Consider the following 21,891-nt stretch of genomic DNA (forward strand, 5'->3'; position numbering starts at 1 on the left):
GGCCCCGGGCGGGGCGGGGGGGGGGGGGGGGGGGGGGCCCGGGGGGCGGGGGGGGGGGGGCCCCCCCCCCCCCCCCGGGGGGGGGGGGGGGGCGGCCCCCGGGGGCCCCCCCCCGCCTCTCACGCGTTCCACGCGCTGCGCGCCGACGGGCGGACCAGGCGGGCCCGTTGCACAATTCACGGGTGAACGCCGAAACGGACACCCCCGCGGCCGCCCTGACCAGCGGCGTCGGCGGTTCGCTGCGGCGGCTGGCCGTCCCCGCCGGTGTCCTCGCCGCGGTCGGCGTGGGCTTCGCGTACGTCGGGTCCGTCGACCCGAACGAGCCCGGCCACTACCCCGCCTGCCCGCTGCTCCACTACACGGGGATCTACTGCCCCGGCTGCGGCGGCCTGCGCAGCGCCCACGCGCTCGTGCACGGCGATCTCACGGCGGCCCTGGGGGCCAACGCCCTCGCCGTCGCGGGCTACGCCCTGTTCGCCGTCCTGTGGGTCGTGTGGGCCGTACGGGTGGCACGGGGAAGGCCCATGCGGATCGATCTCGGACGCCCCCACCTGTGGGCCGTGGGCGCCGTGGTCCTTGTCTTCACGGTTGTCCGGAACCTGCCCCCGGGTGGCTGGCTCCATCCTTGATCAACAGTATTTGTCCAGGTAGTGGGACCGGCGTCAACCGGATGCGGAGGCTTCGCCCTCCTCCGGATATCATCGCTGTGAACAGTGGATTGTCCTCAGGGCAATCAGCATCCACCGCTCCACCGTCAGGAAGGGGGCCGCTCGCGTGAGTGTGCTCGACGAGATCATCGACGGAGTCCGTGCCGACCTCGCGGAGCGGCAGGCGCACGTCAGCCTCGACGAGCTCAAGGAGCGCGCGGCCAAGGCACCCGCCGCCAAGGACGGTGTGGCCGCCCTGCGCGGCGACGGCGTCAAGGTGATCTGCGAGGTCAAGCGTTCCAGCCCGTCCAAGGGCGCGCTCGCCGCGATCGCCGACCCGGCCGGCCTCGCCGCCGACTACGAGGCGGGCGGCGCCGCCGTCATCTCCGTACTGACCGAGCAGCGCCGCTTCGGCGGTTCGCTCGACGACCTGGAGGCCGTACGCGCCAAGGTCGACATCCCGATCCTGCGCAAGGACTTCATCGTCACCTCGTACCAGCTGTGGGAGGCCAGGGCGTACGGCGCCGACCTCGCCCTGCTGATCGTGGCCGCCCTGGAGCAGCCCGCCCTGGAGTCGCTCATCGAGCGCGCGGAGTCCATCGGGCTCACGCCGCTCGTCGAGGTCCACGACGAGGACGAGGTCGAGCGTGCCGTGGACGCGGGCGCCCGCATCATCGGCGTGAACGCGCGCAACCTCAAGACGCTCAAGGTCGACCGCGACACGTTCCAGCAGGTCGCCCCGGAGATCCCCGACCACATCGTCAAGATCGCCGAGTCGGGCGTGCGAGGTCCGCACGACCTCATCGCGTACGCCAACGCCGGCGCGGACGCCGTCCTCGTGGGCGAGTCCCTGGTGACCGGCCGCGACCCGCGCACCGCGGTCTCCGACCTGGTCGCCGCGGGCGCCCACCCGGCCCTGCGGCACGGCAGGAGCTGACCTCCCCGATGCCCATCGCCGCTCGCCTCGGACCCGGCTGCCGCCCTCGCGGCTGCCGGGCGCCGGCGCGTCGCGTGCACGGGCGCCGGGTGCGCTACGTCATCGGCGACGAGCCGGGTCAGGTCAACGGGATGCGATGGTGCGGGCGCGGCTAGCGCCCACCGAGGCCCCCGACGCCGGCATCCGGCACCGGGGGCTGTGCCCACCTGTCCCGCCGCGCGGGACGCCTGCCCACGACGGGTAGGGGGCAGTGCCCGAACCCCATCGCACTCGTCAGACCCAGACAGACAGGTCACCCATGTCCAGCAGCGAGTTCTTCATTCCAGACCCCGAGGGTCAAGTCCCCACAGCCGAGGGGTACTTCGGCGCGTTCGGCGGCAAGTTCATCCCGGAGGCCCTCGTCGCCGCCGTGGACGAGGTCGCCGTCGAGTACGACAAGGCCAAGAACGACCCGGCCTTCGCCGCCGAGCTCGACGACCTGCTCGTCAACTACACCGGGCGGCCCAGCTCCCTCACCGAGGTGCCCCGGTTCGCCGAGCACGCCGGTGGCGTCCGGATGTTCCTCAAGCGCGAGGACCTCAACCACACCGGCTCGCACAAGATCAACAACGTGCTCGGCCAGGCGCTGCTCACCAAGCGCATGGGCAAGACCCGCGTCATCGCCGAGACCGGCGCGGGCCAGCACGGCGTGGCCACCGCCACCGCCTGCGCGCTCTTCGGCCTCGACTGCACCATCTACATGGGCGAGATCGACACCGAGCGCCAGGCGCTCAACGTGGCGCGCATGCGGATGCTCGGCGCCGAGGTCGTCGCCGTGAAGTCCGGCAGCCGCACCCTCAAGGACGCCATCAACGAGGCGTTCCGCGACTGGGTCGCCAACGTCGACCGCACGCACTACCTCTTCGGGACCGTCGCGGGACCCCACCCCTTCCCGGCGATGGTCCGCGACTTCCACCGCGTCATCGGCGTCGAGGCCCGCCGCCAGATCCTGGAGCGCGCCGGACGCCTGCCCGACGCGGCCGTGGCCTGCGTCGGCGGCGGCTCGAACGCCATCGGCCTCTTCCACGCCTTCATCCCCGACGCCGGCGTGCGCCTCATCGGCTGTGAGCCGGCCGGACACGGCCTCGAGACCGGCGAGCACGCGGCGACGCTGACCGCGGGCGAGCCCGGCATCCTGCACGGCTCGCGGTCCTACGTCCTCCAGGACGACGAGGGCCAGATCACCGAGCCGTACTCGATCTCGGCGGGCCTCGACTACCCGGGCATCGGCCCCGAGCACGCCTTCCTCAAGGACAGCGGCCGCGGCGAGTACCGCGCGGTCACCGACGACGCTGCCATGCAGGCCCTGCGCCTGCTCTCGCGCACCGAGGGCATCATCCCGGCCATCGAGAGCGCCCACGCGCTCGCCGGCGCCATCGAGGTCGGCAAGGAGCTCGGCAAGGACGGGCTGATGATCGTCAACCTCTCCGGGCGCGGCGACAAGGACATGGACACGGCCGCCCGCTACTTCGGCCTGTACGACACCGACGCCGCCGTCGCGGCGGATGCGGCCGGGACCGGCGCGGAGATCGAGGGAGACGCCAAGTGAGCGGCAACATCCAGCTGTTGAACGACACCCTCGCCGCCGCGCGCGCCGAAGACCGCTCCGCCCTCATCGCCTACCTCCCGGCCGGGTTCCCGACCGTGGACGGCGGCATCGAGGCGATCAAGGCCGTCTTCGACGGAGGCGCCGACGTCGTGGAGGTCGGGCTGCCGCACAGCGACCCGGTCCTCGACGGGCCCGTCATCCAGACCGCGGACGACATCGCGCTGCGCGGCGGCGTCCGGATCGCCGACGTCATGCGTACGGTCCGCGAGGCCCACGCGGCGACCGGCAAGCCGGTCCTCGTCATGACGTACTGGAACCCCATCGACCGCTACGGCATCGAGCGGTTCACCGCGGAGCTCGCCGAGGCGGGCGGCGCGGGCTGCATCCTGCCCGACCTGCCCGTCCAGGAGTCGGCGACGTGGCGGGAGCACGCGGACAAGCACGGTCTCGCGACCGTCTTCGTCGTCGCCCCCAGCAGCAAGGACGAGCGCCTCGCGACGATCACCGCCGCGGGGTCCGGCTTCGTGTACGCCGCCTCGCTGATGGGCGTCACCGGTACCCGCGAGTCCGTCGGCAACCAGGCCCAGGACCTCGTGCGCCGCACCAAGGCCACCACCGACCTGCCGGTCTGCGTCGGCCTCGGCGTCTCGAATGCGAAGCAGGCGGCCGAGGTCGCCGGGTTCGCGGACGGGGTCATCGTCGGCTCGGCGTTCGTGAAGCTGATGCTCGACGCGGACGACGAGGCGGCCGGACTCACCGCCGTGCGCGCGCTCGCGGCGGATCTCGCGGACGGGGTGCGCGCCAAGGCGTGACCCATCACGTCGTCATCCGTGGCGACGTAACCCGTATGGGACGACGTAACCCGTATGGGTGGACCTGGTACCGGGGAGGCACGCTGGTGCCTCCCCGGTTCGTTTGGCGGGTGTGAGCGAGAAGAACCGTGAGGGAAAGCGCACCGCCCGTGACCGGCTGGCGGAAGAGCGCGCGAAGCAGAGATCCAAGGACAGGCGCCGCAGGGGCGTGATCGTGGGGGGCGCCATCGTGGGCGTCCTCGCGCTGGCCGCCGTGGTCGGTGTGATCGCGGCGAACTCCGGTGACGACAAGAGTGACGCCGCGGGTCCCGTCGTCGTCCCCCAGGGCGCGGTCGGCAAGGACAGCCTCGCGATCCCGGTCGGCAAGGACAGCGCGAAGTCGACGCTCACGGTGTGGGAGGACTTCCGCTGCCCCGCGTGCAAGGGCTTCGAGGACACCTACCGCACGACGATCCACCAGCTGACCGACTCCGGGCAGCTCAAGGTCGAGTACCACCTGGCCACACTCATCGACAAGAACATGCGCGGCAGCGGTTCCCTGCGTGCGGCGAACGCGGCGGCGTGTGCCCAGGACGCCGGGAAGTTCCCGCCGTACCACGACGTCCTCTACGAGAACCAGCCGGCGGAGACCGACGACGCCTACGCGGACAACGGCAAGCTGATCGAGCTGGCCGGCAAGGTCGACGGCCTCGTGACGCCGGAATTCAAGAAGTGCGTCAACGACGGCAGCCACGACAGCTGGGTCAAGAAGTCGGACCAGGCGTTCCAGGCAGGCGGCTTCCAGGGCACGCCGACGGTGCTCCTGAACGGGAAGAACGTGTTCGGCGACCAGGCCAACCCGCTGACCCCGGCGAAGCTGAAGCAGATGGTGCAGGCGGCGAACAAGTCATAGGCGGGGCAGGAGAGCGGGGGGTCTCGTTATGGACCCGTAGCCGGGCTGATTGCCGCCGCCACGGCCCGGCACGGTAGCGTCGACATCGCCATGACTCTTGCCTTCATCCCCAGCCCGGCACACGGAGTGGTCTACCTCGGACCCATCCCGCTGCGCGGCTACGCGTTCTGCATCATCATCGGCGTCTTCGTGGCCGTCTGGCTCGGCAACAAGCGCTGGATCGCCCGCGGCGGGCGATCCGGCACCGTTGCCGACATCGCGGTCTGGGCCGTGCCGTTCGGCCTTGTCGGCGGCCGGCTCTACCACGTGATCACGGACTACGAGCTGTACTTCAGCGAGGGCCGCGACTGGGTGGACGCCTTCAAGATCTGGGAGGGCGGCCTCGGGATCTGGGGGGCCATCGCGCTCGGCGCGGTGGGCGCGTGGATCGGGTGCCGCAGGCGCGGCATCCCGCTCCCGGCCTACGCCGACGCCATCGCACCCGGCATTGCGATCGCCCAGGCCGTCGGCCGCTGGGGCAACTGGTTCAACCAGGAGCTGTACGGCAGGCCCACCGACCTGCCGTGGGCCCTGAAGATCACGTCGTCGGCGGACGGCCGCGTCCCGGGCACGTACCACCCGACCTTCCTGTACGAGTCCCTGTGGTGCATCGGCGTCGCGCTGCTCGTGATCTGGGCGGACCGCCGCTTCAAGCTCGGCCACGGGCGGGCGTTCGCGCTCTACGTCGCCGCGTACTGCGTGGGCCGCTTCTGGATCGAGTACATGCGCGTCGACGACGCACACCACATCCTCGGCCTGCGGCTCAACGACTGGACCGCGATGGGTGTCTTCCTGCTCGCGGTGATCTACATCGTGATCTCGACGAAGCTCCGCCCCGGACGCGAAGCGATCGTGGAGCCGGACGTCGGCGACGATGCCAAGGACACTGCCGCGGACACCGCCGAGGACACGGCCAAGGACACCGTCAAGAGCGACGACGATGCCAAGGCAGGCGATGAGGCCGAGCCCAAGGTCAAGATGGACAAGGCGGACAAGGCGGAGGGTGACGACGTCGCGTCCAAGGAGCCGGCCGCGTCCGACGACGAGGCCGAGGACACGTCCGACAGGGACGAGGCCAACGGTGAGTCCGGAGCGGCGAAGGCCGGGAAGAGCTAGCTGAGCCTCACCACCCCTACGCCGACGGGGGCGCCGGATCGATGCGATCCGGCGCCCCCGTCGCGCTGTCCCGGTCAGCCCCCGCGACGGCGCGACGCCAGCGCAAGGACCCGGCGCGCGTCGGAGACGATCGCCGCGTCGACGAAGCGGCCGTCGGGCAGGGCCAGCGCCCCCGCCTTCGTGGCTGCGGCGCCGACGACCTCCGTGGCCGCCTCGACCTCGGCCGCCGTCGGCAGGAACGCCGCCTCGATGACGGGGAGCTGGCGGGGGTGGATCGCCATGCGGCCGAAGAACCCGAACGCCCGGCCCTGCGCGCAGGAACGGGCCAGGCCCACCGTGTCGCGGACGTCCGGGTAGACGGACTGCGGCGGCGGGGGCAGCGCCGCGGCCCGCGCGGCGACCACCGCCCGCCCCCGTGGCCACGCCAGACCTTCGCCGCTCGCCACACCGAGTTCCGCCCGCAGATCCGACTCGCCCAGCGCGATGCCGCGTACACAGGGATGCCGGGCGATGTCGTACGCCTGCTCGACGCCGAGCGCCGACTCCAGGAGGGCGTACAGGGGAGGGACCTCGACCGACCAGTCCGATACGCGGTCCAGACAGGCGGGGCCGTGGACCTTGGGCAGGCGCAGGGCGCCGAGGCCCGGGAGCGGGGTGAGCCGTCTGACCTCGGACTCGGCGCGCGGCGAGTTCAGCGCGTTGACCCTCACATGCACCGGCACCGGGTGCTTGTCGGCGAGGAACTCGGCGGTCGCGTCGAGGGCGTACGCCTTGCGGTCGGGGGCGACCGCGTCCTCCAGGTCGATCAGGACGACGTCCGCGCCCGAGTCGAGCGCCTTCGCCACGACCTCCGGCCGGTCTCCCGGCGCGTAGAGCCAGGTCAGGAAGGTCTCGTAGGACTGGGCGCTCACAGCGCGCCCGCCTCGCGCAGGGTGGTGATCTCCGAGGGGGAAAGACCGAGGCCCGTGAGGATCTCGTCGGTGTCGGCGCCGTGCGGGCGGCCGGCCCACCTGATCGCGCCGGGGGTCTCGGAGAGGCGGAACAGTACGTTCTGCATCCTGACCGTGCCGAGGTCGGGGTCGGGTACCTCGGTGATCGAGTCGAGCGCCCGGTACTGCTCGTCCTCCATCACGTCGCGGATGTCGAAGACGGGGGCGATCGCGGCCTCCGCCTTCTCGAACGCCGCGAGGACGTCGTCCCGCGAGTGCCGGGCGATCCAGGAGCCGACCGCCGCGTCGAGTTCGTCGGCGTGGCCCGCACGCCCCGAACCCGTCGCGAACCACTGCTCGTCGATCAGCTCAGGGCGGCCGACCAGGCGCATCACGCGTTCGGCGATCGACTGGGCGGACGTGGAGACCGCCACCCACTTGTCGTCGCTCGTGCGGTAGGTGTTGCGCGGGGCGTTGTTCGTGGAGCGGTTCCCCGTGCGCGGCTGTACGTAGCCGAGCTGGTCGTACCAGATGGGCTGCGGGCCGAGGACCGTCAGCATCGGTTCGATGATCGCCATGTCGACGACCTGGCCCCGGCCCGTCCGCTCGCGGCCCTGGAGCGCGGCCATCACCGCGTACGACGTGGAGAGGGCGGCGATCGAGTCCGCGAGGCCGAACGGCGGGAGGGTCGGGGGGCCTTCGGGCTCGCCCGTGAGCGCCGCGAAGCCGCTCATCGCCTCGGCGAGCGTGCCGAATCCGGGGCGCCGTGAGTACGGCCCGAACTGGCCGAAGGCGGTCACGCGGGTGAGGACCAGGCGCGGGTTGGCGGCGCTCAGCTCCTCCCAGCCGAGATTCCACTTCTCCAGGGTTCCGGGACGGAAGTTCTCGATCAGGACGTCGGCGTCCGCGACCAGCTTGAGGAGGATGTCGCGCCCGCCTCGCGTGGAGAGGTCGAGGGTGATGTTCCGCTTGTTGCGGCCGAGGAGCTTCCACCACAGGCCGATGCCGTCCTTCGACGGGCCGTGGCCACGGGACGGGTCCGGTTTACGGGGGTGCTCCACCTTGATCACGTCGGCGCCGAAGTCGCCCAGCAGGGTGGCGGCCAGCGGACCGGCGAAGAGGGTGGCGAGGTCGAGTACGCGTAGGCCTTGCAAGGGGGCGGGGTGTTGGGGGGTGCGGGTGTTGGGTGTGGGTGTGGGGGTGGTGGGTTGCTGGTCGTGATCGGAATTCATGTGCGGGCCTCCAGAGTGAGCCTGGCCAGTTCGTCGAAGCCGATCCCGTCGAAGTCGGCGACCGAGGTCGCCAGACGGTTCTTGAGCGGAGCGGTCCAGCGGTCGTCGAGCGCGTCGGGGGAACCGGCGAGGAGACCGGCGATCGAACCGGCCGTCGCGCCGTTCGAGTCGGTGTCCCAACCACCCGACACCGCACGGCAGATGGACCCCGTGAAGTCACCGTCGGCGTGGGTGAGCGCGGCGGCGAGCAGCGCCGCGTTGGGCAGGACGTGCACCCAGTGGTGGTCGTGGGCGTATCGGGCGTGGAGCGTGTCGACGACCGATGCGAAGCCCGCCGGGGTGCCGGTGGGTTCGGCGCGGGCCGTCTCGATGCCGAAGCGGATCGCTTGGGCGTAGCGGGAGTCGGGTGGGATCACGGAGAGGGCGGCGCTGAGGGTGGTGTGGATCGTGGGGGTGGTGGGGGTGGTACCCGAAGGTGTGCCTGTGGGTGTGCCTGGAGGTGTGCCCGCGTGGGCGATGGCCGCCGCGACGAACATCTCGCCGTAGACGCCGTTCGCCGTGTGCGTCAACGTCGCGTCTGTGTGGGCCAGTTCGGCTGCCCTGGCGGGGTTGCCCGGGTTCGTCCAGCCGAAGATGTCCGCCCTGATCTGGGCGCCGATCCACTCCCGGAACGGGTTGTGGTGCACGGCGGTTTCCGGGGGCTCGATGCCGTCGAGGAGATTGCGGTACGCGACGCGCTCCGCGGTGAACGTGCGGCCCGCCGGCAACTCTTCCAGCCAGAGCTTCGCCACGTCCGCGGTGGTGAAGTCGGCGCCGTGGCGCTGGAGCAGGAGCAGGCCGAGGAGCGGGTAGTTGAGGTCGTCGTCCTCGGGCATCCCGTCGATGTTCTCGGCCAGGGAGGTGGGGCGGGAGCGGCGGTTCCAGGGGTAGCGCTCCGCCACGTCCTGCGGGAGGTCGCGGTGCGTGAACCAGGTGTTCAGGGGCCAGTTGGACGTGGATTCCGCGATGGCCCGGATGCCGTTCAGGGGGAGTTTCTCGACGGGTTTGCCGAGGAGGCAGCCGACGGCTCGGCCCAGCCAGGATGCGTGCAGAGTCTTCTGGTCGGGGGTTTCTGGGGGCGCTGCCCCCAGGCCCCCGCGTTCCTTGTCCTCAAGCGCCGGACGGGCTGGGCGGGGGGTCAGCCGTCTGATTTCCGGCAAGGACGTCGGCTCAAGTGCCCTCAATGGGCTCGGTGCTGAGGCCAGTTCGTTCAGCAGCTCGCCTGCCAGGGCTCGTAGCTTCGGGTCCTGGAGTGGTGGTGACGCTCCCGCGCGCTCGGGGGGCGGGTGGCCGCCCGCCTCGCGCCAGCGGCGCTCCACCCCGCTCGTGTCCCGGCCCTCCTGTGCCGCCTGGCGCAGCTCGTGGCCGAGCAGGTCCTCGGGCTGGACCCAGGTGAGGCGCAGCATCACGAGCCCGCGGTCGCGGTGAGCTCCGCGAACGCCACCTCGTGGGACCGGCGGCGGACCATGTCCTTGGCGAAGACCTCACGCGTGACCCGGGCCAGGGAGGCCGCCGGTGTGTGCAGGTCGAGCCTGCTTGCGCGGGCGACCTCGCCGCTCCACTCCTGCGGCACCGCCGACTCCCCGTACAGCGCACCCACGATCGCACCGCTCATTGTCGCGATCGAGTCGCAGTCCCGGCCGTAGTTGACCGAGCCGAGGACCGTGTGCCGGAAGTCGCCCCTGCCGACCAGGAGCATCCCGAGCGCGACCGGCAGCTCCTCGATGGCGTGCAGCCGCGACGGGCGGCGCGCCCCGAGCGACGGCTTGCGGTACTCCGGGCCGACCGTGTCGAACGGCGTGACCGCCGCCCTCAGCGGCCCCAGCGCGTCCTCGAAGTCCGTGTGGCCACGCGCCACGTCGCACACCGCTTCGATCGCCGACCTCGTGCCGTCCTTCGCGAGAGCCAGCGCGTCCTCGACCACCGACTCCGGGGTCGCGCCCGGCCTGAACGCCGCGGCCACCGCCGCCGCGAACACGCCCGCCGCCTCCCTGCCGTACGACGACTGGTGCGCGCCCGCCACGTCCAGCGCCTCCTCGTACGCCCTGCCCGGGTTGCCGGCGTTCACCGCTCCTACCGGAGCCATGTACATCGCCGCGCCGCAGTTCACGATGTTGCCCACGCCCGCCTCACGCGGGTCGACATGGCCGTAGTGGATGCGCGCCACGATCCACTTCTCCGCCAGGAAGATCCGTTGCAGGGGGAGTGCCTCCGCCTCCAGCTCCGGGATCCAGCGCGTGTTGGTGATCAGGTCGGGAACGAGGTGGTCCGCGACCGCGTACGCGTCCAGGTGGTCCCGTACGTTCTCGTAGACCCTGATCAGCGCGTGCGTCATCAAGGTGTCGTCGGTGACGTGCCCGTCGCCCTTGTGGTACGGGGCGATCGGGCGCGCCGTACGCCAGTCGTCCTTGTGGAACGGCTCCACGATGCCGCGGACCCGGCCGCCGTGGCGCTCCGCGATCGCCTCCGGCGTCCAGCCCTCCACCGGGCCGCCCAGCGCGTCGCCCACCGCCGCGCCCAACAGGGCTCCGGTGGTGCGGTCCTCCAGGGAGCGGGGGGTGGTCGAGCCTTGAGGGTGGTTCGGGGTGGGTGCGGGGGTGGCCGTTGTGGAGGTGGTCATCAGGGGCCTTTCTGTGTGGTCGCGGTCGACCCGGTCAGGTCTGTCGCGGTCGACCTGGTCAGGTCCGTTGCGATGTCTACGAGGTCCGTTCCGGCCAGCCGCGGAAGTGCGCAGCCCGCGAGCATGCGGCAGGCGCCCCGCCAGCTCGCCGGGAGCGTGTCGGCTCCGCCGATCGCGCCCGTCAGCGCGCCCGCCAGCGCCGGTGCCGAGTCCGCCACGCGCGACAGGCACGCCGCCGTGGGCACCGCCTCCGTCACGTCGCCCCCGGCCGCGGTCGCCACGGCCAGGGCCACCGGGACGGTTTCCGCCGCCGCGATGCCGTAGCTGTAGACGTGGTCGACGATTTCGTGCTCCAGGACCGGGACCAGCGCGAACGCGTTTCCCGGCAGGCCGGGGCGGGCCGCGGACGCCTTACGGGCCAGGTCCACCGCGTGCAGCGCGTTGCGGCGGATCTCGGTTCCCTCGGGGAGCTGGGCCAGCGCGGCGTCCACGCAGGCGTCCACGGGGGCGCCGCCGAGCGCTGCCGCCACGGCCGCCGCCATGGCTCTGGCGCCGTGGACCCCGTCGCCGTCCTGGGTGTAGCGGGCGTCGAACTCCGCCAGTTCCGCGGCGAGTTCGGGGGCGCCCGGATGGACCACGGCCAGCACCGCCGCCCGTACGCAGGCCGCGTCGTCGAAGTAGTGCGGGTTGTCGTGGCCGGTCGCCGGCGGGCTCAGGCCCGCCGCCAGGTTGCCCAGGCCCGCCCTGACCGAGATGCGTGCGCGCATCGGCATGCGCGCCGATTCGATCTCGTCGGCGCGGGCCGTCGCCTCCGCGACCTCGGCGGCGAGGGTGTTCCAGGCGAGGGCGAGTGCCGTGCGTACGTGCTCGTCCAGAGGCTGGTCCGTGCGCAGGGCTCTCGCCCGGGTGGCGTTCAGGACGGAGGCCGCCGTGAACGCCGCCCATTCCGCGTCGTCCGACGGGCCCAGGCGCAGAGGTTCCGGGGGCTGGTTGAGCGCGATCGGCACGGGGAGCGTCGTCGTCGCGTTCTGCTCCGCGAACGTGTCCAGTTCTCGGGTGAGGCGGCGCGTCCAGTCGGGGAGGCGCGCCGCTCGGTGTCTGCCTGAGGGCCAGCCTGCGGCGTCGCCTGCGGCGATGCCCAGTAGTAGGCCCTCGATGCGGCGGGGGGTTGTGGCGTTGGAGGTCTGGGGAGTCTGGGGGGCTCGGGAGGTTGGCTGGGTGGTGACCGTGGGGGGTGTCATGTTGTGCGGGTCTCTCTGGGGGCGGTGCGGGCACGGGTGCCGGTGCGGGTTTCGGGTGAGGGTTTGTTCTGGGTCCGTTTTTGCCGGTGGGGGGGCGGGGTTGGGGGCGGGGCTCTCCGGCCTTGAACGTGGACGGGTGCGGGTGGGCCCGGGGTGTGTACGTGGGTGGGGGTGGTTACGGTTACGTCGTCATTGCCTCCGGGGGTGGGGGTGGTGTGGGGGTCAAGGTGGTCGCGATGTCCAGGATGTGACGTCCTGTCATGGATGGGAGGCAGCTGCCTCGGACCGGGCCGATGGCCGTCGCCCAGTCGGCGGGGATGGCGCGTTCGCCGCGTAGCGCGCCGGCCAGGGCGCCCGCCACCGCGGCCGTCGTGTCCGCGTCGCGGCCCATGTTCACCGCCATCAGGACCGACTCCCTGAACTCGCCCCGGGCCGCGGCGAACGCGCCGAAGGCCAGGCCCACGGCCTCCGGGGCGAGATCCGGCCAGGGGTAGCCGCCGATCACCACGGCCCGGCGTACCTCTCGTTCCATGGAGAGCTGTGTGCCGTCGGGGTCGCGGCGGGCGCAGCGGGCCGCCGCCACCGCGCGGTGCAGCGAGCGTGCTGTCCAGGAGTCCTCGGGGACCGCGGACAGTGCCGCCTGGACGACCGTGTCCGGGTTGTGGCTCACCATCGCCGCCGCGACTCCGGCCGCCACCGCCCGGCCTCCGAGGATGCCCTCGCCGTCGTGCGACACCGTGCCGTCCACCGCTACGAGGCGTGCCGCCTCCGCCGGTCGGCCCGCCGCGTACACCCCGAACGGGGCCGCCCGCATGGCGAGTCCGTCGCTCCACGCGTGGCGGTGCTGTGCCGAGATGGGTGCCGCGAGGCCCCGGCGGAGGTTTTCCAGGGTGCCTCTCTCGCTGAAGCCCGCCCCCCGGAACGGGCCCTCGTCGCGGTCGGCGATCCAGGTGTGCCAGGCCGCCTCGACATGCCCCACGGTGAGCGCCGAACCGTGCTCCGCCAGGAGGAGGCCAGAGAAGATCGCGTACTCGGTGTCGTCCGTCCCTGCCGGGTCGGCCGAGACGAACCCTTCGATGCGGCCCCATCGTTCGCGGATCTGCGACGGCTTCATGTTCTCGGCCGGCGCGCCGAGGGCGTCGCCCACCGCGAGTCCGAGGAGGGCTCCACGGGCGCGGTCCCGCAGGGAGATCGTGGCCGGCGGCTGGCGGTGCGGGACCGCGCCGAGCCTTCGGGGGCCTTCCGCTCCTGCCGGCGCGTCTGGGTCGAGGCTGACACTCATGTGGACCTCGTGTTCTCGGTCGGTGCTGTGGATGCGCGGACCACCAGGCGGGGTGGGGCCGTGGCCGTGGTGCCCCGGGGGGCCGGGGCCCTGCCGTCCAGGCGTTCCACCAGGAGTTCGGCCGCGCGTCGCCCGCGCTCGGTCGAGCCCAGGTCGACGCTGGTCAGCGGGGGCCAGACGGACTGGGCGAGGATGCTGTCGTCCATCCCCGCGACCGCTACGTCCTGCGGTATGCGCAGGCCCCGCGAGTGCAGTGCACGGGCCGCGCCCAGGGCCAGCTGGTCGTTCGCGCAGAAGACGGCGTCGGGGCGCCGTCCGAGCAGTTCTGCGGCGGCTTGGGCGCCCGCTTCGATGCCGAAGCCCGTTTCGACGACCAGCGCGTCGTCGTATACGAGTCCGCATTCGGTGAGAGCCGCCCTGTAGCCCTCCTCGCGGTTGCGGCCGGGGACCGTGTCGGAGGGGCCGTTGATGAACGCGATACGGCGGCAGCCCGTGTCGTGCAGATGGCGTACGGCCAGGGCCGCGCCCGTCACCGAATCGGCGCGGACGCTGTCCACGGGCACCCCGGACGGCAGGGATCCCATGACGACGACGGGGCCCGCCGCGCAGCTCAGCGCCTCGATGTGGTCGTCCGTGATGCGGATGGGGCAGATGATCAGTCCGTCACTGGTGCGGTCGCCGAGGCTGCGCAGCACGGCGAGTTCGTCGTCGACGACCGCGTCCGTGGAGTGCAGGAGCAGGCGGTAGCCGTGGTTCTTGGTGACGCCCTGTACGGCGCGGACCATCGCCACGTAGGCCGGGTTGCCGATGTCGGGCAGCGCGAAGGTGAGCTGCCGGGTCCTGCCGTCCTTGAGGGAGCGGGCCACGGCATTGGGTACGTAGCCGAGCTCCGACGCGGCGCGCTCCACGCGCTGGACGGTCTCCCGCCGCGCGCCCAGGCCGTTGAGGACGCGGGAGACGGACGCGATGGAGACCCCGGCCCGCCGCGCGATCGACACGATCGTCGGCTGGCCGCTGCCCGGCACCGGAGACATGGGCTCGCCCCTCACCGCTGTTGGAAACGTTTACAGGTGTTGCGGCGATGTTTCCCCCGTCCGTCAACGCTCCGATCATGTGATCCATCTCTCGGGTGACGGTGAGGGCCGTTAGAGCGGGTGGGCAAAGTGGTCGAAAGCCCTGGTAAGTACGGCCTTCCTTGCTGGCGGGGGCCCGAATCCGTGCGTACTTTCGAGTGTGTTGAGGGGGGAGTCCGGGCCCGCGGGAACGCCGCGTGGCTTCGGCTCCGTACGAGAGGAGCACTGGGCGCCATGGCCATCATCGAGACCGAAGCGACGCTGCACGACGCGCACCGCGACAACCACACGCACCGCGATGTCAACGGTGGCTGGCTGCGCCCCGCCGTGTTCGGCGCGATGGACGGACTCGTCTCGAACCTGGCCCTGATGACCGGTGTCGCGGGCGGTGCCGTGTCGCAGCAGACGATCATCATCACCGGGCTCTCCGGCCTTGCCGCCGGTGCCTTCTCGATGGCCGCCGGCGAGTACACCTCCGTCGCCTCCCAGCGTGAGCTGGTCGAGGCCGAACTCGACGTCGAGCGGCGGGAGTTGAGGAAGCACCCCGCGGACGAGGAGCGGGAGCTCGCCAACCTCTACATGTCGCGTGGAGTGGAGCCCGACCTCGCCCGTGAGGTTGCACGGCAGCTCTCGCAGGACCCCGAGCAGGCCCTCGAGATCCATGCGCGCGAGGAGCTGGGTATCGACCCGGGCGACCTGCCGTCGCCGACGGTCGCCGCCGTCTCCTCCTTCGGGTCCTTCGCGCTCGGCGCCCTGCTTCCGCTGCTGCCCTATCTGCTGGGTGCGAGTGCCCTGTGGCCCGCGGTCCTGCTCGCGCTCGTCGGCCTCTTCGCCTGTGGGGCGATCGTGGCCAAGGTGACGGCGCGGTCCTGGTGGTTCAGCGGGGTGCGCCAGCTGGCTCTCGGTGGCGCCGCGGCGGGTGTGACGTATCTCCTGGGCAGCCTGTTCGGTACGGCCGTAGGATGACGCACCGGTGATGGCTATACAGGTCTCTGTATAAGTAGCCGTTACCCAGCGGTTTCGATTGCTTAACCGCGGGGCATGAGCCGTAAGCGCTGCGGGCAATGACGCCCGCCTCGCTCATGGACCCGCGGACATCGATCTGCCCGTGAAGGTCCCTTATCTCGCTGCTGTTCCGTTATCGGGAGCGGCGTCACCGTCACCGCGGTGTCCGCATGTTGGAATGGGCTATCCGGTTCCCGAGATTCGCTCCATCATGTAACTTGCACGAAACTTGCACCCCAGCAGAGGGCCAACGTCGTCCCTCGGCAGATGTCATATGCCACAACGACGACGGGAGAGCCGATGCGCACGCCGCGCCAGCCGTCCCAGCACTCCATGATCCAGCCGTACATGGATGCTCGCCCTGCCGCCCAGGGCATGTACGACCCCCGCAACGAGCACGACGCCTGCGGCGTCGGCTTCGTGGCCACCCTCACCGGCGAGGCGAGCCACGCGCTGGTCGAACAGGCGCTCACGGTTCTGCGCAACCTGGAGCACCGAGGTGCCACCGGATCCGAGCCCGACTCGGGTGACGGAGCGGGCATCCTCTCCCAGGTCCCGGACGCCTTCCTGCGTGCCGCGGTCTCCTTTGATCTGCCCGACGCCGGCGCATATGCGGTCGGCATCGCCTTCCTGCCCGTCGACGAGGCCGACAACGCCGCCGCCGTCTCACACATCGAGACGATCGCCGCCGCGGAGGGCCTCACCCTCCTCGGCTGGCGCGACGTGCCGGTCGCCCCGCAGCTCCTCGGCGCCACCGCCCGCTCGACGATGCCGGCCTTCCGCCAGATCTTCGTCTCGGACGCCGACGGCACCGCGAAGGACATCGCGCTCGACCGCAAGGCCTTCGTCCTGCGCAAGCGCGCCGAGCGCGAGGCCGGCGTGTACTTCCCGTCGCTCTCCGCCCGCACCATCGTCTACAAGGGCATGCTGACCACCGGCCAGCTCGAGCCCTTCTTCCCCGACCTCTCGGACCGCCGATTCGCATCCGCGATCGCTCTCGTCCACTCGCGGTTCTCCACGAACACCTTCCCGAGCTGGCCGCTCGCGCACCCGTACCGCTTCGTCGCGCACAACGGTGAGATCAACACGGTCAAGGGCAACCGGAACTGGATGAAGGCGCGCGAGTCGCAGCTCGCCTCCGACCTGTTCGGCGCCGAGGACCTGTCGCGGATCTTCCCCGTCTGTACGCCCGACGCCTCGGACTCGGCGTCCTTCGACGAGGTGCTCGAACTGCTGCACCTCGGCGGCCGCTCCCTGCCGCACAGCGTCCTGATGATGATTCCGGAGGCCTGGGAGAACCACGCCTCCATGGCGGCCGACCGCCGCGCCTTCTACCAGTTCCACTCCGCGATGATGGAGCCCTGGGACGGCCCGGCGTGCGTGACCTTCACCGACGGTACGCAGGTGGGTGCGGTTCTCGACCGCAACGGTTTGCGCCCCGGCCGCTACTGGGTCACCGACGAGGGCCTCGTCGTCCTCGGCTCCGAGGTCGGCGTCCTCGACATCGACCCCGCGAAGGTCGTCAAGAAGGGCCGCCTCCAGCCCGGCAAGATGTTCCTCGTCGACACCGCCGAGCACCGCATCGTCGAGGACGACGAGATCAAGGCCGGTCTGGCCGCCGGGCAGCCGTACGCCGACTGGCTCGAGGCCGGTGAGATCGAGCTCGAGGACCTCCCCGAGCGCGAGCACATCGTCCACACCCACGCCTCGGTCACGCGCCGCCAGCAGACCTTCGGCTACACCGAGGAAGAGCTGCGCGTCATCCTCACGCCGATGGCCAAGACCGGCGGTGAGCCGCTCGGCTCCATGGGCACGGACTCGCCGATCGCGGCGCTCTCCGCCCGCCCGCGGCTGATCTTCGACTACTTCACCCAGCTGTTCGCGCAGGTCACGAACCCGCCGCTGGACGCCATCCGCGAGGAGCTCGTCACCTCGCTGCGCTCCTCGCTCGGCCCGCAGGGCAACCTGCTGGACCCGACAGCGGCCTCCTGCCGTTCGGTCACCCTGCCCTTCCCGGTGATCGACAACGACGAGCTGGCCAAGCTCATACACATCAACGCCGACGGCGACATGCCCGGCATGAAGGCCGCGACCCTGTCCGGCCTGTACCGGGTCTCCGGCGGCGGCGACGCGCTCGCTGCCCGCATCGAGGAGATCTGCGCCGAGGCCGACGCCGCCATAGAGGCCGGCGCCCGCCTGATCGTGCTGTCCGACCGGCACTCCGACGCCGAGCACGCACCGATCCCGTCGCTGCTGCTCACCGCGGCCGTCCACCACCACCTCATCCGTACGAAGCAGCGCACCGAGGTGGGCCTGCTCGTCGAGGCGGGCGATGTGCGCGAGGTCCACCACGTGGCCCTCCTCATCGGCTTCGGCGCCGCGGCCGTCAACCCGTACCTGGCGATGGAGTCCGTCGAGGACCTGGTCCGCGCCGGCACGTTCCTGTCCGGCATCGAGGCCGAGCAGGCCATCCGCAACCTGATCTACGCGCTCGGCAAGGGCGTCCTCAAGGTCATGTCCAAGATGGGCATCTCGACCGTCGCCTCCTACCGCGGCGCCCAGGTCTTCGAGGCCGTCGGCCTCGACGAGGCCTTCGTCGAGAAGTACTTCAACGGCACGGCGACGAAGATCGGCGGCGCCGGTCTCGACGTCATCGCCCAGGAGGTCGCCGCCCGCCACGCCAAGGCGTACCCGGCGAGCGGCATCGCCCCGGCGCACCGCGCCCTGGACATCGGCGGCGAGTACCAGTGGCGCCGCGAGGGCGAGCCGCACCTGTTCGACCCGGAGACGGTCTTCCGCCTCCAGCACGCCACGCGCAACCGCCGCTACGACATCTTCAAGAAGTACACGGGCCGCGTGAACGAGCAGTCGGAGCGTCTGATGACGCTGCGCGGGCTCTTCGGCTTCAAGAGCGGCCGCGAAGCGATCTCCATCGACGAGGTCGAGCCGGCCAGTGAGATCGTCAAGCGGTTCTCGACCGGCGCCATGTCGTACGGCTCCATCTCCAAGGAGGCGCACGAGACCCTCGCCATCGCCATGAACCAGCTGGGCGGCAAGTCCAACACCGGTGAGGGCGGCGAGGACGCGGACCGGCTGTACGACCCGGCGCGCCGCTCGTCCATCAAGCAGGTCGCCTCCGGCCGCTTCGGCGTGACGAGCGAGTACCTGGTCAACGCGGACGACATCCAGATCAAGATGGCGCAGGGCGCCAAGCCCGGCGAGGGCGGCCAGCTGCCCGGCCACAAGGTCTACCCGTGGGTCGCCAAGACGCGTCACTCGACGCCGGGCGTCGGGCTCATCTCGCCGCCGCCGCACCACGACATCTACTCGATCGAGGACCTGGCCCAGCTGATCCACGACCTGAAGAACGCGAACCCGCAGGCGCGGATTCACGTGAAGCTGGTCTCCGAGGTCGGCGTCGGCACGGTCGCCGCGGGTGTCTCCAAGGCGCACGCCGACGTGGTGCTCATCTCCGGGCACGACGGCGGTACGGGCGCCTCGCCGCTGACCTCCCTGAAGCACGCGGGCGGTCCCTGGGAGCTCGGTCTCGCCGAGACCCAGCAGACCCTGCTGCTCAACGGCCTGCGCGACCGCATCGTCGTCCAGACCGACGGCCAGCTGAAGACCGGCCGCGACGTCGTCATCGCCGCGCTGCTCGGCGCCGAGGAGTTCGGTTTCGCGACCGCGCCGCTCGTCGTCTCCGGCTGCGTCATGATGCGCGTCTGCCACCTCGACACCTGCCCGGTCGGCATCGCCACGCAGAACCCCGTTCTGCGTGAGCGGTTCTCCGGCAAGGCCGAATTCGTCGTGAACTTCTTCGAGTTCATCGCCGAAGAGGTCCGTGAGCTGCTCGCCGAGCTCGGCTTCCGCACCATCGAGGAGGCCGTCGGCCACGCCGAACTCCTCGACACCGAGCGGGCCGTGGACCACTGGAAGGCCCAGGGCCTCGACCTCGAGCCCCTCTTCTACGTCCCCGAGCTCCCCGAGGGCGCCGTGCGCCACCAGGTGATCACTCAGGACCACGGCCTGGAGAAGGCCCTGGACAACGAGCTGATCAAGCTGGCCGCCGACGCGCTCGCCGCGAACGCCCAGGCCGACGCCCAGCCGGTCCGCGCCCAGGTCGCGATCCGCAACATCAACCGCACGGTCGGCACCATGCTCGGCCACGAGGTGACGAAGAAGTTCGGTGGCGCGGGCCTGCCCGACGACACCATCGACATCACCTTCACCGGCTCCGCGGGCCAGTCGTTCGGCGCGTTCGTGCCGCGCGGTGTGACCCTGCGCCTGGAGGGCGACGCCAACGACTACGTCGGCAAGGGCCTGTCCGGCGGCCGCATCGTGGTCCGCCCGGACCGCGGCGCCGACCACCTCGCCGAGTTCTCCACGATCGCGGGCAACACGATCGCGTACGGCGCCACGGGCGGCGAGCTGTTCCTGCGTGGCCGCACCGGCGAGCGCTTCTGCGTCCGCAACTCGGGCGCCACGGTCGTCTCGGAAGGCGTGGGCGACCACGGCTGCGAGTACATGACCGGTGGCCGCGCGGTCGTCCTCGGTGAGACCGGACGCAACTTCGCGGCCGGCATGTCCGGCGGCATCGCGTATGTCATCGATCTGGACACCGACAACGTCAACGCCGGAAACGTCTCGGCTGTCGGGGCCCTCGACGACACCGACAAGCAGTGGCTGCACGATGTCGTGCGCCGCCACGCGGAGGAGACCGGCTCGACGGTCGCCGAGAAGCTCCTCGCGGAGTGGCCGGCGGCGGTGGACCGCTTCAGCAAGATCATCCCCAGTACGTACAAGGCAGTGCTCGCCGCCAAGGACGCCGCCGAGCGAGCCGGACTCTCCGAGTCCGAGACCACCGAGAAGATGATGGAGGCGGCGACCAATGGCTGATCCCAAGGGCTTTCTCAACCATGGCCGCGAGGTCGCCAAGACCCGTCCGGTCGGCGAGCGCGTGCGGGACTGGAACGAGGTCTACGTTCCCGGCTCCCTGCTCCCCATCATCAGCAAGCAGGCCGGCCGCTGCATGGACTGCGGCATCCCGTTCTGCCACAACGGCTGCCCGCTCGGGAACCTGATCCCCGAGTGGAACGACTACGCGTACCGCGAGGACTGGTCGGCGGCGCAGGAGCGACTGCACGCCACCAACAACTTCCCGGAGTTCACCGGCCGCCTGTGCCCGGCGCCCTGTGAGTCGGCGTGCGTGCTCGGCATCAACCAGCCGGCCGTCACCATCAAGAACGTCGAGGTCTCGATCATCGACCAGGCGTGGGACCGCGGCGACGTCGCGCCCCAGGCCCCGGAGCGCCTCTCCGGCAAGACCGTCGCCGTCATCGGCTCGGGCCCGGCGGGCCTCGCCGCCGCCCAGCAGCTGACGCGGGCCGGCCACACGGTCGCCGTCTACGAGCGCGCCGACCGCATCGGCGGCCTGCTCCGCTACGGCATCCCCGAGTTCAAGATGGAGAAGCGCCACATCAACCGCCGCATCGAGCAGATGCGCGCGGAGGGCACCAAGTTCCGTACGGGCGTGGAGATCGGCCGCGACATAGACGCCGCGAAGCTGCGCAAGCGCTACGACGCCGTCGTCATCGCCGCCGGTGCCACGACCGCCCGCGACCTGCCGGTCCCGGGGCGTGAACTCAAGGGCGTCTACCAGGCGATGGAGTACCTGCCCCTGGCCAACAAGGTTCAGGAGGGCGACTACGTCACCACGCCCGTCTCCGCCGAGGGCAAGCACGTCGTCGTCATCGGCGGCGGCGACACCGGCGCGGACTGCGTGGGCACCGCCCACCGCCAGGGCGCGGCCTCGGTCACGCAGCTGGAGATCATGCCGCGTCCGGGCGAGGACCGCAGCGCCGGCCAGCCCTGGCCGACGTTCCCCATGCTCTACAAGGTGACGTCCGCGCACGAGGAGGGCGGCGAGCGGGTCTACTCCGTCTCGACCACCCACTTCGAGGGCGACGAGGACGGCAACGTCCAGTTCCTGCACCTCGCCGAGGTGGAGTTCATCGACGGCAAGCTGACGCCGAAGCCGGGCACGGAGCGCAAGATCCCCGCCCAGCTCGTCACGCTCGCCATGGGCTTCACGGGCACGGACCAGGACAACGGCCTCGTCTCCCAGTTCGCCCTTGACCTCGACGCGCGCGGTAACGTGGCGCGTGACGACGAGTTCCAGACCAACGTCCCCGGAGTCTTCGTCGCCGGTGACGCGGGCCGCGGCCAGTCGCTCATCGTGTGGGCCATCGCGGAGGGCCGCTCGGCCGCCCGCGGGGTCGACCGCTTCCTGACCGGGGCCAGCGAACTGCCGGCCCCGATCCGCCCGACGGACCGCTCCCTGACCGTCTGACCGACGCGACGGCGGCCTGACGGCCCCCAAAAACGTCCCGTACAAAGGCGTACGGAACTGAACACGGCGCCCGCCCCACTGTCCCCGACC

General features: G+C 71.3%; 17 protein-coding genes. 10 read left to right on the forward strand and 7 right to left on the reverse strand.

Going from position 1 to position 21,891, the window contains the following annotated elements:
* Window positions 1-182: 182 nt before the first annotated feature.
* The 7 genes from ACIPWY_RS26220 (at window position 183) to lgt (ending at window position 6,031) form a co-directional block, all read left to right on the forward strand.
* Entirely contained in the window at window positions 183-629 is a 447-nt protein-coding gene (locus ACIPWY_RS26220) for a DUF2752 domain-containing protein (RefSeq protein ID WP_362905460.1), read from the forward strand.
* Between the two features lie 145 nt (window positions 630-774).
* Complete coding sequence (trpC, locus tag ACIPWY_RS26225) at window positions 775-1,584, forward strand: indole-3-glycerol phosphate synthase TrpC (RefSeq protein WP_362905461.1); 810 nt, start codon at window positions 775-777, stop codon at window positions 1,582-1,584.
* An 8-nt stretch (window positions 1,585-1,592) separates the two neighbouring features.
* Window positions 1,593-1,739 (forward strand): tryptophan biosynthesis modulator TrpM, encoded by a 147-nt coding sequence (gene trpM, locus ACIPWY_RS26230; protein WP_383885784.1) that lies wholly within the window; start codon window positions 1,593-1,595, stop codon window positions 1,737-1,739.
* Window positions 1,740-1,882: 143 nt separating this feature from the next.
* Window positions 1,883-3,172, forward strand: a complete 1,290-nt coding sequence (gene trpB, locus ACIPWY_RS26235) for a tryptophan synthase subunit beta (protein WP_362905463.1) — start codon at window positions 1,883-1,885, stop codon at window positions 3,170-3,172.
* Complete coding sequence (gene trpA / locus ACIPWY_RS26240; protein ID WP_362905465.1) at window positions 3,169-3,984, forward strand: tryptophan synthase subunit alpha; 816 nt, start codon at window positions 3,169-3,171, stop codon at window positions 3,982-3,984. The genes trpB and trpA overlap by 4 nt, the downstream gene beginning before the upstream one ends.
* A gap of 112 nt (window positions 3,985-4,096) precedes the next feature.
* Window positions 4,097-4,876, forward strand: coding sequence for a DsbA family protein (locus tag ACIPWY_RS26245; protein WP_401535265.1), 780 nt, complete (start codon window positions 4,097-4,099; stop codon window positions 4,874-4,876).
* A 90-nt stretch (window positions 4,877-4,966) separates the two neighbouring features.
* Window positions 4,967-6,031 (forward strand): prolipoprotein diacylglyceryl transferase, encoded by a 1,065-nt coding sequence (lgt, locus tag ACIPWY_RS26250; RefSeq protein ID WP_393705548.1) that lies wholly within the window; start codon window positions 4,967-4,969, stop codon window positions 6,029-6,031.
* Window positions 6,032-6,105: 74 nt separating this feature from the next.
* Here the strand turns inward: lgt and ACIPWY_RS26255 are convergent, their stop codons facing one another.
* From ACIPWY_RS26255 to ACIPWY_RS26285, 7 genes are all read right to left on the reverse strand, one after another.
* The gene (locus tag ACIPWY_RS26255; protein WP_362905470.1) at window positions 6,106-6,942 is read right to left on the reverse strand and encodes a CoA ester lyase; all 837 of its coding nucleotides are present in this window, start codon (window positions 6,940-6,942) and stop codon (window positions 6,106-6,108) included.
* On the reverse strand, window positions 6,939-8,192 hold the full coding sequence (locus tag ACIPWY_RS26260; protein WP_362905472.1) for a CoA transferase: 1,254 nt from the start codon (window positions 8,190-8,192) through the stop codon (window positions 6,939-6,941). Before ACIPWY_RS26260 ends, ACIPWY_RS26255 begins: the two co-directional genes overlap by 4 nt.
* The gene (locus ACIPWY_RS26265; protein WP_401535509.1) at window positions 8,189-9,637 is read right to left on the reverse strand and encodes an ADP-ribosylglycohydrolase family protein; all 1,449 of its coding nucleotides are present in this window, start codon (window positions 9,635-9,637) and stop codon (window positions 8,189-8,191) included. Before ACIPWY_RS26265 ends, ACIPWY_RS26260 begins: the two co-directional genes overlap by 4 nt.
* Complete coding sequence (locus ACIPWY_RS26270) at window positions 9,637-10,851, reverse strand: ADP-ribosylglycohydrolase family protein (RefSeq protein ID WP_362905475.1); 1,215 nt, start codon at window positions 10,849-10,851, stop codon at window positions 9,637-9,639. Before ACIPWY_RS26270 ends, ACIPWY_RS26265 begins: the two co-directional genes overlap by 1 nt.
* Complete coding sequence (locus tag ACIPWY_RS26275; RefSeq protein WP_401535271.1) at window positions 10,851-12,092, reverse strand: ADP-ribosylglycohydrolase family protein; 1,242 nt, start codon at window positions 12,090-12,092, stop codon at window positions 10,851-10,853. Before ACIPWY_RS26275 ends, ACIPWY_RS26270 begins: the two co-directional genes overlap by 1 nt.
* A 181-nt stretch (window positions 12,093-12,273) precedes the next feature.
* A complete protein-coding gene (locus ACIPWY_RS26280) occupies window positions 12,274-13,374 on the reverse strand; it encodes an ADP-ribosylglycohydrolase family protein (RefSeq protein ID WP_393705551.1) in 1,101 nt (366 codons plus the stop codon).
* Entirely contained in the window at window positions 13,371-14,408 is a 1,038-nt protein-coding gene (locus ACIPWY_RS26285) for a LacI family DNA-binding transcriptional regulator (protein WP_401535274.1), read from the reverse strand. Before ACIPWY_RS26285 ends, ACIPWY_RS26280 begins: the two co-directional genes overlap by 4 nt.
* 273 nt (window positions 14,409-14,681) lie before the next feature.
* Between ACIPWY_RS26285 and ACIPWY_RS26290 the strand changes: the two genes are divergently transcribed.
* From ACIPWY_RS26290 to ACIPWY_RS26300, 3 genes are all read left to right on the forward strand, one after another.
* Complete coding sequence (locus ACIPWY_RS26290) at window positions 14,682-15,413, forward strand: VIT1/CCC1 transporter family protein (RefSeq protein ID WP_362905481.1); 732 nt, start codon at window positions 14,682-14,684, stop codon at window positions 15,411-15,413.
* Between the two features lie 339 nt (window positions 15,414-15,752).
* Window positions 15,753-20,348 (forward strand): glutamate synthase large subunit, encoded by a 4,596-nt coding sequence (gltB, locus tag ACIPWY_RS26295; RefSeq protein ID WP_401535276.1) that lies wholly within the window; start codon window positions 15,753-15,755, stop codon window positions 20,346-20,348.
* The gene (locus tag ACIPWY_RS26300) at window positions 20,341-21,801 is read left to right on the forward strand and encodes a glutamate synthase subunit beta (RefSeq protein WP_362905485.1); all 1,461 of its coding nucleotides are present in this window, start codon (window positions 20,341-20,343) and stop codon (window positions 21,799-21,801) included. The genes gltB and ACIPWY_RS26300 overlap by 8 nt, the downstream gene beginning before the upstream one ends.
* The last annotated feature ends 90 nt before the right edge of the window (window positions 21,802-21,891 follow it).

It is taken from the genome of Streptomyces sp. NPDC090032, from assembly GCF_044748025.1.
Classification (GTDB): Bacteria; Actinomycetota; Actinomycetes; order Streptomycetales; family Streptomycetaceae; genus Streptomyces.